General features: G+C 48.3%; 11 protein-coding genes. 4 read left to right on the forward strand and 7 right to left on the reverse strand.

Translation table 11 applies throughout. The features are described from left to right. Window positions 1-74: 74 nt before the first annotated feature. The 3 genes from fbaA to ACWA5Z_RS01430 all read right to left on the reverse strand — a co-directional run bounded on the left by fbaA (window position 75) and on the right by ACWA5Z_RS01430 (window position 3,354). Window positions 75-1,154, reverse strand: a complete 1,080-nt coding sequence (gene fbaA / locus ACWA5Z_RS01420; protein ID WP_431053562.1) for a class II fructose-bisphosphate aldolase — start codon at window positions 1,152-1,154, stop codon at window positions 75-77. Window positions 1,155-1,243: 89 nt separating this feature from the next. Then, window positions 1,244-2,407, reverse strand: a complete 1,164-nt coding sequence (gene pgk / locus ACWA5Z_RS01425; RefSeq protein ID WP_431053563.1) for a phosphoglycerate kinase — start codon at window positions 2,405-2,407, stop codon at window positions 1,244-1,246. Between the two features lie 251 nt (window positions 2,408-2,658). Continuing rightward, complete coding sequence (locus tag ACWA5Z_RS01430) at window positions 2,659-3,354, reverse strand: ribonuclease T2 family protein (protein ID WP_431053564.1); 696 nt, start codon at window positions 3,352-3,354, stop codon at window positions 2,659-2,661. Between the two features lie 110 nt (window positions 3,355-3,464). Between ACWA5Z_RS01430 and ACWA5Z_RS01435 the strand changes: the two genes are divergently transcribed. Continuing rightward, a complete protein-coding gene (locus ACWA5Z_RS01435) occupies window positions 3,465-3,725 on the forward strand; it encodes a YfhL family 4Fe-4S dicluster ferredoxin (RefSeq protein ID WP_431053565.1) in 261 nt (86 codons plus the stop codon). Here ACWA5Z_RS01435 and ACWA5Z_RS01440 read toward each other — a convergent pair whose 3' ends face one another. Then, the gene (locus tag ACWA5Z_RS01440; RefSeq protein WP_431053566.1) at window positions 3,726-4,934 is read right to left on the reverse strand and encodes a TrmH family RNA methyltransferase; all 1,209 of its coding nucleotides are present in this window, start codon (window positions 4,932-4,934) and stop codon (window positions 3,726-3,728) included. 261 nt (window positions 4,935-5,195) lie between these two features. Between ACWA5Z_RS01440 and pssA the strand changes: the two genes are divergently transcribed. The 3 genes from pssA to ACWA5Z_RS01455 all read left to right on the forward strand — a co-directional run bounded on the left by pssA (window position 5,196) and on the right by ACWA5Z_RS01455 (window position 9,652). Continuing rightward, window positions 5,196-6,563, forward strand: coding sequence for a CDP-diacylglycerol--serine O-phosphatidyltransferase (gene pssA / locus ACWA5Z_RS01445; protein WP_431053567.1), 1,368 nt, complete (start codon window positions 5,196-5,198; stop codon window positions 6,561-6,563). A gap of 385 nt (window positions 6,564-6,948) precedes the next feature. Next, window positions 6,949-8,373: a tryptophanase gene (gene tnaA, locus ACWA5Z_RS01450; protein ID WP_431053568.1), complete on the forward strand. Its 1,425-nt coding sequence runs from the start codon at window positions 6,949-6,951 to the stop codon at window positions 8,371-8,373. Window positions 8,374-8,437: 64 nt separating this feature from the next. Continuing rightward, window positions 8,438-9,652 carry an aromatic amino acid transporter gene (locus ACWA5Z_RS01455; RefSeq protein WP_431053569.1) on the forward strand — a complete coding sequence of 405 codons (1,215 nt, stop codon included), beginning with the start codon at window positions 8,438-8,440 and terminating at the stop codon, window positions 9,650-9,652. An 86-nt stretch (window positions 9,653-9,738) separates the two neighbouring features. Here ACWA5Z_RS01455 and ACWA5Z_RS01460 read toward each other — a convergent pair whose 3' ends face one another. The 3 genes from ACWA5Z_RS01460 to rbsB form a co-directional block, all read right to left on the reverse strand. Further along, window positions 9,739-10,746, reverse strand: coding sequence for a substrate-binding domain-containing protein (locus tag ACWA5Z_RS01460; RefSeq protein ID WP_431053570.1), 1,008 nt, complete (start codon window positions 10,744-10,746; stop codon window positions 9,739-9,741). Window positions 10,747-10,755: 9 nt separating this feature from the next. Next, on the reverse strand, window positions 10,756-11,694 hold the full coding sequence (rbsK, locus tag ACWA5Z_RS01465; RefSeq protein WP_431053571.1) for a ribokinase: 939 nt from the start codon (window positions 11,692-11,694) through the stop codon (window positions 10,756-10,758). 134 nt (window positions 11,695-11,828) lie between these two features. Beyond that, window positions 11,829-12,707 carry a ribose ABC transporter substrate-binding protein RbsB gene (gene rbsB / locus ACWA5Z_RS01470; protein ID WP_431053572.1) on the reverse strand — a complete coding sequence of 293 codons (879 nt, stop codon included), beginning with the start codon at window positions 12,705-12,707 and terminating at the stop codon, window positions 11,829-11,831. Between the last annotated feature and the right edge of the window lie 78 nt (window positions 12,708-12,785).

The following is a 12,785-nucleotide window of genomic DNA, read 5'->3' on the forward strand; positions in this document are numbered from 1 at the left end:
GCCGCCATCACCGGTTTCCAGCCACAAAAAAACACCGCCAAGGCGGTGTTTTTTATCAAGTGCGGTTAGCGCGATTACAGCACATCACGGCAATTTAGATCATCAAAAGATTGTTCCAAGCGTTTGGACATGGATTCTTCCGATTTACGCAACCAAACGCGCGGATCGTAGTATTTTTTGTTTGGTGCGTCTTCGCCTTCAGGGTTACCTAATTGACCTTGCAGATAAGCTTCGTTGGCTTTGTAGAAGTTCAAAATCCCTTCCCACGCTGCCCACTGGGTGTCGGTGTCGATGTTCATTTTCACTGCGCCGTAGCTGATCGCTTCGCGGATTTCTTCAGTGGAAGAACCGGAGCCGCCGTGGAATACGAAGTCTAATGATTTCGCCGGCAAGTTGCGCTCTTTAGAAACGAACTCTTGTGACGCGCCTAAGATAGACGGTTTTAATTTCACGTTGCCCGGTTTGTAAACACCGTGCACGTTACCGAACGCCGCCGCAATGGTGAAGCGCGGACTGACCGGATATAATTGGTCGTAAACATACAACACTTCGGCAGGTTGGGTATAAAGTTTGGACTCATCAACGCCGGAGTTATCCACGCCGTCCTCTTCGCCGCCGGTGATCCCGATTTCGATCTCTAAGGTCATGCCCATTTTTGACATCCGTGCCAAATATTCACGGCAGATTGCCATGTTTTCTTCCATTGGCTCTTCGGATAAATCAATCATGTGCGAAGAGAACAATGGTTTGCCGGTTTCGGCAAAGTGTTTTTCACCCGCGTCTAATAAGCCGTCAATCCAAGGCAACAATTTTTTCGCTGCGTGGTCGGTGTGCAGGATAACCGGCACGCCGTAGTGTTCCGCCATCTGATGTACGTGTTTGGCACCGGCAATCGCACCTAAAACATCCGGACGGGAACCGTCAGTCGGTTTCACGCCTTTACCGGCATAGAATTGCGCCCCGCCGTTGGAAAATTGCACGATAACAGGCGCTTTAACGCGTGCTGCGGTTTCCAATACTGCGTTTACAGAGTCGGTACCGACGCAGTTTACCGCCGGCAATGCAAAACCGTGTTCTTTGGCATAAGCAAAGATTTTTTGTACATCATCGCCGGTCACAACGCCCGGTTTTACAATATCTAATAATTTTGACATGGTAGATTTCCTATGTGTAAACGAGAGCCGTAACGGCTCTCAAAGTTGATAAATCGGATTAATATAACAGACAGAATACAAAGTGCGGTTTATGCTTTCGCGCGTTCTTCTAAAATCGCAACCGCCGGTAATACTTTGCCTTCAACGAACTCTAAGAAGGCGCCGCCGCCGGTTGAGATGTAAGAAATTTTGTCGGCAATACCGAACAGATCGATCGCCGCCAAAGTATCACCGCCGCCGGCAATCGAGAATGCGTCGCTGTCAGCAATCGCTTTTGCCACAATTTCAGTGCCTTTGCGGAAGTTCGGGAATTCGAACACGCCGACCGGACCGTTCCACAAAATGGTTTTGGCATTACGGATAATTTCAGCCAACACTTCTGCCGATGTATCGCCCAAATCTAGAATTTGCTCGTTATCTTGCACATCGGTCACGCTTTTTTCCACCGCTGCCGCCGTTTCAGAAAACTCGGTTGCGACACGGACATCACTCGGTAGTGGAATTTCAGAGGTTTGCAACAAACGTTGCGCTTCGGGAATGAGATCCGCTTCATACAAGGATTTGCCCACATTCAAGCCCTGAGCGGCAACGAAAGTATTAGAAATACCGCCACCGACGATTAATTGGTCGGCAATTTTAGACAGTGAATCCAACACGGTTAATTTGGTTGATACTTTCGAACCGCCAACAATCGCCACCATTGGGCGCGCAGGGGTTTTCAAGGCTTTCCCCAATGCGTCCAATTCATTGGCTAACAACGGGCCGGCACAAGCGATCGGGGCAAATTTTGCCACGCCGTGGGTTGAACCTTGCGCGCGGTGTGCGGTGCCGAATGCATCCATCACGAATACATCACACAGTGCGGCATATTTTCGGGCAAGTTCATCTTCATTTTTCTTTTCGCCTTTGTTGAAGCGCACATTTTCCAACACCACCAATTCATTGGCAGCCACATCAACGCCGTCCAAGTAATCTTTCACCAAACGCACCGGTACATCTAATGCCGCATTCAAATAATCAACTACCGGCTGCAGCGAATATTCCGCATTGTATTCGCCTTCCGTCGGACGACCGAAGTGAGAAGTCACCATGACTTTCGCACCTTGCTTCAACGCCAGCTCAATCGTCGGAATCGACGCTTTGATACGGGCATCGGAAGTGACTTTACCGTCTTTAACAGGCACATTTAAATCGGAACGAATCAGAACACGTTTGCCTGCCAAATCCAAGTCGGTCATTTTAATTACTGACATAATAAATCCTCTTGTTTTAGTTAATTAATGAATACTTATCCTATAACGCCTAGAGTTGATTATAACAATTTAATCACTCTCCACAATGCAAAATTTTATTCTGTGAAATAATACCCGATTATACTTCGAAAACGGCGCCATACCAGGCTCCGATTACATTTTCCTGCAATTCAAAACGAATTGTAACAGTTCGATCACCTTTCTGTTGCAACTGTGGTACTTTCAGCCTCAAATTCTTAAAATTGACGGCATTAGAATTGGATTTTCGGGCAGTTAATCACCGTCCAATCCAAGCTATAACAAATTTGCAGTTCATCGCGTCCGCTGCCTAAATATTTGCCTGCCAAGTGCGGGTTGTTTTTGCGCAACCAGGTAAACAAATCCGCCCTTTTCAATTCATAATCCGGTAATTTCAGCGTCAAGAACAGTTGCCGCTGCTTATCAAAATAACTTTTCGCATCGGCAAAAGCACAGGCGCCGTGTTTTTCCCACTGCCCTTGCAATAAGCGCAAACTCGGTGAATGCGGCAAATATTGTTCCAATAACGTCACGTCCAACGGTGCCAAATCCCCTTGGCAAAAGCGGGGGTGATCGGTCACACGACGCGCGGTGGCGCTCTGCGGCCATAAGCCATGAATCACCCAGCCGAATTTTTGTACGCCGTCGCATTGATAAGCCGCCTCTTTGGGAATCGCCCCGGCATGGTTGGCGCGTTGGTTGTGGCAATAGCCGGGCGACCAAGAGAGTACCAACGCATAGTAGCCGGTTTTGGCGGTTTTATTTTGTCCGATAGGATCCCGTTGCATGGAAACGTCATAATCGGTTTCCAACACTGCGTCAATCGACGATTTTTGCCGATAAGACACATACAAGGCACTTAAAATCAAGCCGAAAAACAGGACGACAAACAGGGCGAGTTGTGAGATTTTGCTTGAATTGAGCTGCATACTTTTCTATTTTCACTAAAATTAAACAATGGATTGTTGGTTTTTTCAACGCATTTGATTATAATCGTCCGCCTTTTAACGGCGTGGACGACTTTGAGAGAATACCACTTATGGCACTGCTGATCACCGAAAAATGCACCAATTGCGATATGTGCGAACCTGAATGCCCGAATCAGGCTATCAGCATGGGCGAGGAAATCTACGTAATTGATCCCGCCCTGTGTACCGAATGCGTCGGGCATTACGAAACGCCGACCTGTCAGAAAGTCTGCCCGATTAATAACTGTATCATCACCGATCCCGATCATCTCGAGAGCGATGATGTATTATGGGAACGCTTTGCGCTGCTGCACCACGCAGATAAATTATAATTAACGGAAATACCAGCGCGACAACAAAATACCGGCGTTGACCGCCACATTTAAACCGCTGGTTAACGGATTTTCAAACGACAGCACCACATTATGATCCGCCAGCGGATTATTTTCCGCCGACACGGTTTCACGCAGCACCAATGCCACTTTATCACCTAATACCAATTTATTCAGGGCTTCAGCCTGCTTGTTTGCCGTCAAAGCAAGCACTTGATAACCCGCGCTTTTCAGTTGTTGAATGGCGAGCTCGGTATTATGGCTTTCCAGCGCATAAATCTGTTCCATACCGCCCTCGGCAACCCGTGCCGCCGCCGCAGAATAGAGCTGATCCGCACTTTCGCACACAATGCCTTTCACGCCGTAATAGGCGGCGGTACGAATCACGCCGCCGATATTATGCGCATTGTTCAGCCCGTCTAACAACAACACGCAATCTTGCCGTTTTTCGCTTTTGAGATAACCGTCCAGCGTCATCGGCGTGGCTTTTTTCACCAATAAACAGATACCGCCGTGATGTTCACTGCCGCTCACCAATTCCAACTCATCATTCTCGACAATATGATAGGCTTTTTTCTGAGTCGCCAAATAGCTGGTGAGTTTGCCGATACGGTGGCTGGTGTCGATATTCGCCCACAAACGTACAATGCTGTCAGGGCGTTGCCGGAACACCGCGATACACGCCGCTTCGCCGTAAATTTTCATTTCCTCGTTGCGATTTTTACGGATTTTTTCCGGTGCACGCGGCGACAGAGGTCCGGTTTTTTTCTCGCCTTTGACTTCGCCTTTAATCATCACTTTGACATTGCCGCTGGTATTCTTACCGGCTTTGGTGGCGTTTAATTCGCGCTCGCCCCACACATACGCCGGCGCGGTATTGTCTTGATTTTCACGGCTTGGGCGTGCCGCGCGCGGCTTGCGATCATCGCGTCGCTCGTCATTGCGTTCAAATCCGCCTTTGCGACGATCGGCGCGCGCCGAACGTTCAAAAGTGCGGTTTTCGCCGAAACCACGCCCTTTTTTGTCATTTCTCTCATTTCTGTCGCTTCTGTCGTTGCGGGGATTTCTCTCGCTGCGCGCGTTACGATCATCATCGCCGCTTCTGCCTTGCCGTTTGCGATCTGATGTGCCTTTTATGCCTTTGTCGGAAAAACGGTTACTGGACGAAGGTTGCTGAAATGCCGGTTTACGGCTGGATTTGTCGTTCATTGAAGTGCCTATAAAATTGATGATGAAGTGGATTTCTGATGTCGAAAGCCGGTGTCGAAATCGGGGCGAAACATAGAAATGTGATCTGCTGCCGATTATAGCAAATTTTCTGCCGATTTAATCAAACTTCTGGGAAAATCCTGTTCAAAGGCGAACAACGCAGGTAAACTAAATCACTTTACTAGGATTTTTCACGTTTAGCGCCGGATTGCGCCGACACGATCCTACATGATTCGATTTCTTTGTTATATGTTGCTAACTATGCTGAATTCTAAATATTATCAGTCGCTCAATCAGTTACAATCGCTGCCGTTTTTGCCGCTACAGGCGGAAAACGTGGAAATTCTCTATTCCGCGGCCGACTATAAACAACAATTCATTCAACTGATTCGAACGGCAAAAAAACGTATCTATATTACCGCACTTTACTGGCAGAATGACGAAGCCGGGCACGAAATGCTGCACGAACTATACCAAGCCAAACAACGCAATCCCGCGCTGGATGTGCAGGTGTTTGTCGATTTCCACCGCGCACAGCGCGGCTTATTAGGCGCGGAAAATAAGCAAACCAATGCCGAATGGTATGCCGAACAGCGGCAAAAATACGCCCTAGATCCCGAAAATGATATCGCCATTTACGGCGTGCCGATCAATACGCGCGAACTGTTCGGCGTGCTGCATATCAAAGGTTCGGTATTTGACGACACCGTGCTTTACAGCGGCGCCAGCATTAACAACGTGTATCTGCACCAACAGGATAAATACCGTTATGACCGCTATCAAAAAATTACCCATCCGGCATTAGCCGACAGTTTTGTCGAGCTGTTACAACAACATATTTACGATGAAAGTGCGGTACAGCGTCTGGATCAAACGGTACGCAAAGATAAAAGCATCCGCCCGCAATTGCGCCAATACCGCAAAAAGCTGAGTCAGTCCGTTGCTTATCAACTGACGGATTCACAACCGTTTGCAGCTGATCAATTACTGATCACCCCAATTTTCGGTCTTGCCAACGGCAATCCGCTAAACGGCGTGATCGAATCATTGTTTGCGGTTGTACGGCAAAAATTGACGATTTGCACGCCTTATTTTAATTTTCCACGCAGCTTACGCCTGCAATTAGGGCAATTATTAAAAGAAGGCAAACAGGTGGAAATCATCGTCGGCGACAAAACCGCCAATGATTTCTATTCACCACCGGATAAGCCGTTTACCATGTCGGCGGCACTGCCTTATCTGTATGAAATGAACCTGCGCAACTTCTGCAAAAAGCACCACAAGATGATCAGCAATGGGCTGCTCAGCGTGCGTTTGTGGCAAGACGGCGATAATTCTTACCACCTCAAAGGCGTGTGGGTCGACGACCAATATATTTTATTAACCGGCAACAACCTCAATCCGCGCGCTTGGCGCTTGGACGCAGAAAACGGTTTGCTGATCTCGGATCCCAAACAGCAACTGCAACCGCAACTGCAAAAAGAACTGAACACCATTCGCCAGCACACCGGCATGATTCACCACTACCGTGCCTTGGAAAGGCTGCAAGATTATCCTAGTGAGGTAAAAAAACTGCTCAACCGTTTCCGACGGGTGCAGGCGGATAAGATTGTCAAATTAATTCTGTAATTTTAATTTCGCGTTCCCATAAGACAGGCGGATTTATGTTCCGCCTGCGTCAAAATATTTTGTGATCCCTCTCGCATCCTTTATTTTTTTCACGTGACAATTTTTAAATTTCATGAATACTTCATTTTGATTTCGACTAATTTTCACAATTTACGGGGAAATTAAAATGAAGTTCTTAAATCTAACCTTACACACTTGGTTTAATCAAGACCACAAACTTGCCTATCCATTCCCATAAATTCAGATCAGATGGTTAAACTGCGCATGTAAAAATAACACTGCGCCAGTACCATTATTTTACTGCACAATATTTACATCAAAGCAGTTATTTATTTTCAGATAAATAACCAGCGCTTTTCTATTGTCAAAAAATAAGGATTTTGTTATGAATCAATTTAAACATTTGCCCGAACCGTTCCGTATCCGCGTCATTGAACCGGTCAAAACAACAACACGGGAATATCGTGAACAAGCCATTTTAGCCGCCGGCATGAACCCTTTTTTATTGGATAGCGAAGATGTCTTTATCGATCTGCTGACCGATAGCGGCACCGGCGCCATCACCCAAGAAATGCAGGCCGCCATGTTCCGCGGCGACGAAGCCTACAGCGGCAGCCGGAGTTTCCATGCGTTGTCTGCTGCGGTCAAAACCATTTTCGGCTATCAATATACTATTCCGACCCACCAAGGACGGGGAGCAGAACAAATTTATATTCCGGTGTTAATAAAAAAATGCGAACAAGAAAAAGGCGGTAAGCGCGATAAAATGACCGCACTTTCCAATTATTTCTTTGACACCACCCAGGGCCATACCCAATTAAATCACTGCGTTGCGAAAAATGTATATAATAATAATGCGTTTAATACGGAAATTTATGATGATTTCAAAGGTAATTTTGATTTAGACAAATTAGAATCGGCAATTTTGACCATCGGCGCAGAAAATATTCCGTATATTGTCAGCACCATCACTTGTAATTCAGCGGGCGGGCAACCGGTTTCAATCGCTAATTTAAAAGCGGTATATGCCATTGCACAAAAATATGCGATTCCGGTGGTGATGGATTCCGCCAGATTTGCCGAAAATGCCTATTTTATTCAACAGCGGGAAACCGGTTATGCCGATTGGACAATTGAAGAAATCACCTACGAATCGTATAAGTATGCCGATATTCTCGCCATGTCCGCTAAAAAAGATGCGATGGTGCAAATGGGCGGGCTGCTTTGCTTCAAAGACGATTCGATGTTAGACGTTTATACCGAATGCCGTACCTTGTGCGTGGTACAAGAAGGCTTCCCGACTTACGGCGGTTTGGAAGGCGGGGCGATGGAGCGGCTGGCAGTCGGTTTGGTTGACGGAATGCGGCAAGAGTGGCTGGCGTACCGGATTCAGCAAGTACAATATTTGGTTGACGGACTGGAAGCGATTGGTATCCATTGCCAACAGGCGGGCGGACACGCTGCTTTCGTCGATGCGGGCAAATTGTTACCGCATATTCCGGCGGAACAATTTCCGGCACACGCTCTCGCCTGCGAATTATATAAAGTTGCGGGAATTCGGGCGGTTGAGATTGGTTCATTATTATTAGGGCGGGATCCGCAAACCGGCAAACAGCACCCTTGCCCTGCCGAACTATTGCGTTTGACCATTCCCCGGGCAACCTACACCCAAACCCATATGGATTTTATCATCGAAGCATTTGCCAACGTGAAAGAGAACATTCATGCCATTAAAGGATTGGATTTCGTGTATGAACCCAAAGTATTACGGCATTTTACGGCGCGTTTAAAAGAAGTGGATAACACTTAATAATGGTTTATCAAAGTGCGGTTTTATATAGGACCGCACTTTGGTACGATAACGGAGTATAACTATGAAAAAACAACCTTCTTTACTTGGCGGCGCTTGTATCATCGCCAGTGTTTGTGTCGGCGCGGGAATGCTGGGTTTGCCGAGTGCCGGCGCCGGGGCTTGGACACTGTGGTCGTTATTTGCCATCACCCTCACCATGGTGATGATGACCTTATCCGGCTGGTTGCTGTTAGAAGCTTTTCAACACTATGATATTCGTGTTTCTTTTGATACGGTGACCCGTAATTTATTAGGGGAAAAAGTCAATTTTATCAATAACCTTGCCGTCTATTTTGTCGGTTGTATTCTGCTCTATGCCTACACTACCTCATCCGGATTGATTATCAGCCAATTATCGCAGCTCAACCCCGCCTTGTCCGCCACCTTATTTGTGCTGTTTTTTTCCTCGATTGTCTGGTACTCAACCAAAGCCGTCAGTCGGGTTTCCGTCGTTTTAATCGCCTTTATGATCTTAAGTTTTATCTTTAGTATTTCCGGGATGTCGACGCAAATTGATCTCAGTATTTTATTCGATTCCATCAATGCTAACGGAACATACCTGCCCTATATGATGGCATTATTGCCGGTGGCGTTAACGTCCTTCGGTTACCACCATTCCGTTGCCTCAATGCGAATCTATTATGCTGAAGAAAAGCGAGCGCAAAAAGCCATTCTTGGCGGTACCGCCATTGCGTTGTTTTTTTATGCCGTCTGGTTGATTAGTATTTTTGGTCATTTACCGCGTGCACAATTTATCCCGGTGATTGCCCAAGGCGGCAATATCGACGTGTTATTAACTGCCTTAAGCAGTGTCATCGACTCTACGCGCGTATCCCATGCCATTAATATTTTCTCAATGGCGGCGATCCTATCGTCTTTTATTGGCGTCGGTTTAGGATTATTTGATTTCTTGGCGGATTTCTTCAAATTTGACGACAGCAAAATCGGCAGAACCAAAACTTGGAGCGTCACCTTTCTTCCGCCGCTGCTGATGTCGATCTTATTCCCTTTTGGTTTTGTTGTCGTTATCGGCTATGCCGGCGCCGTGGCGACCATCTGGGCGTGCATTATCCCAGCCCTACTTGCCCGCAAAGCACGCCAAACCGCTCCCCAACCGCAAGCATTTACCGTTATCGGCGGAAATATTACGAGCTATTCGGTCATTCTGTTCGGCGTGCTAGTCGCCCTGTTTCATCTATTGGCAATGATCGGTAAATTGCCTGTATTTAGCGGATAATCGAAGTGCTTTACAGCAAGTGCGGCTCGCTCAACCGCACGCTACTAAAAACCGATAAACGTCGCTCTATCTTGGTACAATAATTGTTACGTGGGTTTCGCCAACACCGACTCCCGCCACATCAAGTGCGGTTCGAGGGTTAATGTGCGGTGGGGTTGATCGGGATTTTTGATTCTTGCCAACAGCATTTCCACCGCTTGCTTGGCAAGATTGTTTTTTGATTGGTGAATGGTGGTGAGCGGCGGGGAGAGATATTGCGCCATTTCAATATTGTCGTAGCCGATAATCGAAATCTCTTTGCCGACGGTGAGGCCGGCGCGCCATGCCGCTTGATACGCGCCAATCGCGATAGTGTCGGAGCTGGCGAAAACCGCACTTGGGCGCGGATTCAGTTGCAGCAATTTTTGCATACTCTCAATGCCCCCCTCGACATCAAAATGGCTTTCGATAATCCATTCATCGCGCAACGCAATCCCAGCCTCTGAAAGTGCGGCTTGGTAGCCTTTCAGCCGATTTGATGCCAAGGATTTTTTAAAACTGCCGGTGATAATCGCAATCTCGCGGTGTCCTGCCTCAATCAAGGTTTTTGTCGCCAGATAACCGCCGTATTCCGAATTTTCGTGCACTTTATCCGCATTAAGTGCGGTCGGCCACCAGTCCAACATCACCATCGGCAGGTGTAATCGCTGGCTGATGTCGTCGTTCAGTTGCCAATGGGATTCGGCGCACATCAAAATCAAGCCGTCCACTTGCTTGCGAATCAAGGTTTCCAAGTTACGTTGCAGCCGCTCGCTGTCGCCGTCGGTGTAGGACAAAATCAGGTTATATTGATGACGGTGGCAATAGCGTTCGACACTGCGCAGCACTTCGGCGAAAAACGGATTGGAACTTGCCGTGACCAACATGCCCAAGGTATTGGTTTCTTTGACTTTTAAACTGCGCGCCAAGGCTGACGGGGTGTAATTCAGCTGCTGCACCACCGCCATCACTTTGTCGCGGATTTCATCGCTGACAAAGCGTGAATTGTTGATGACGTGCGATACCGTCGAGGTCGAAACCTGCGCCAAACGGGCAATATCTTTCATCGTCGCCATCGTTTTTCCTTAATTTGAGAGTTGCGCCTGTAAAAATTGCTCGGTTTCCTGCCGTGTCGGAATCGACGGCTGCGCACCATGGCGTGTCACCGAAATTGCCGCAGCGGCGTGGGCGAAACGTACCGCCTCATTTAAGGCTTTTCCCTCTAAAAGTGCGGTCAGCAAGCCTGCGTTAAAGGTGTCGCCGGCGGCAGTGGTATCAACCGCCTGCACGCGGAAACCGGCGATTATGCCGTTAAAACCGCCCTTTTGGCTGACAAATACGCCTTTTGCTCCCAAGGTGATCAACACCGTGGCAATGCCTTTTTGGTGAAACACCTCGGCGGCTTGTTTGGCGCTGGCTTCATCATCGACTTTAATCCCGGTCAAGATCTCGGTTTCGGTTTCGTTCGGGGTGATCATATCCGCCAGAGCCAACAATTCATCGGACAACGGCTGCGCCGGCGCAGGGTTTAAAACCACCTGAGTTTGGTTGGCGTTGGCGATTTTCGCCGCCGCCAGCACGCCCTCTAACGGGGTTTCCAACTGCATTAACAGTGTGTCGGCGTGTGCGATTTTATCGGCGAATTGTGCCACTAACGTCTGATCTAAATGGGCATTTGCCCCGGCTGCCAGCACAATGCTGTTTTCGCCGCTTGCCGCCACCTGAATCATGGCAATCCCGCTCATTTCATCGGCAACGGTCACAATGCTTTCGGTATTAATCCCGTCCTGTGCGAAGGCGTTTTTCATCGCCGCGCCCAGGGTGTCATCGCCGATACAGGCGATAAAATCGGTCGGCGTGCCCAAACGTGCCGCCGCCACCGCCTGATTTGCGCCTTTGCCGCCGTAAGCAATGTGATAACCATTGCCTGCCAAGGTTTCGCCCGGCTGTACAAAGTGCGGTACGGCAAGCACATGATCGGCGTTAATGCTGCCCAGCACGACCAGTTTTTGTGTTTGTGTCATAAACTACCTGCTTTACATCACATTATCTCCCTCCGCTGGCAGAGGGAGTACCATTTTTCATGAGAAAAATGCGGAGGGAGGGAAACATATTGGAGAAAATCGCTATCAATACTCGAAACAGATTTCACCGCAAATTATTTTGCCACCACTTTCAACGGCACTGGAATCATTGTTTCGACCGGTTCGCCTTTCAGCACGCGATCCGCCGTTGCGACACCCAATTCGCCGATTTTTTCCGGTTGTTGCGCAATGGTTGCGCCCAATTTACCGGCCTCCACCGCACGCACCGCGTCATCGGTGCCGTCAAATCCCACAACCAAGACGTCTTTTTTCGCCGCTTGCAATGCTCTCAAGGCGCCCAATGCCATTTCATCGTTTTGCGCGAACACCGCTTGCACCGCACTTTGGCTTGCCAACAGGTTTTCCATCACATTCAGCCCTTTGGTACGGTCAAAATCCGCCGGTTGGCTTGCCAGTAACGCAAAGCCATTTGCCTCGACCGCTTGTGCAAAACCTTCGCCACGCTCACGCGCCGCTGATGTCCCGGCGATACCTTCCAGTTGGATCACTTTCACATCTTTGCCCAATTTTTCCGCGATGAAATCCCCGGCAAGCTTGCCACCGGCAACGTTATCAGACGCAATATGGCTGACCACTTCGTCTTTTACCGCGCCACGGTCTAAGGTAATCACCGGCACGCCTTGCTTGTTAGCGCGAAGCACCGCATTGGCAACCGCTTCGGAATCGGTCGGGTTAATCAACAACACTTTCGCGCCACGCACCAGTAAATCTTCCACATTCGCCAGTTCTTTCGCCGGATCGTTTTGCGAATCCAACACCACCAAATTGTAGCCTAATTTATCCGCTTCTTTTTGCGCGCCGTCTTTTAAGGTCACAAAAAACGGATTGTCCAAGGTCGAAACCGCCAAGGCGATCGTTTCTTTTGCCAACACCGAGCCGCTGACCGCCAAACTCATGATTAAAGCCGATGCAACTGTGGTTAATTTTTTCATAACATTTCCTCGTTCATTGATTTAACACCTATAGAAGTGCACGTCCTTGTGCCGCGACGTCCTTGTTCTTCCACTGAT

The sequence above is a fragment of the Testudinibacter sp. P80/BLE/0925 genome (genome assembly GCF_053570785.1).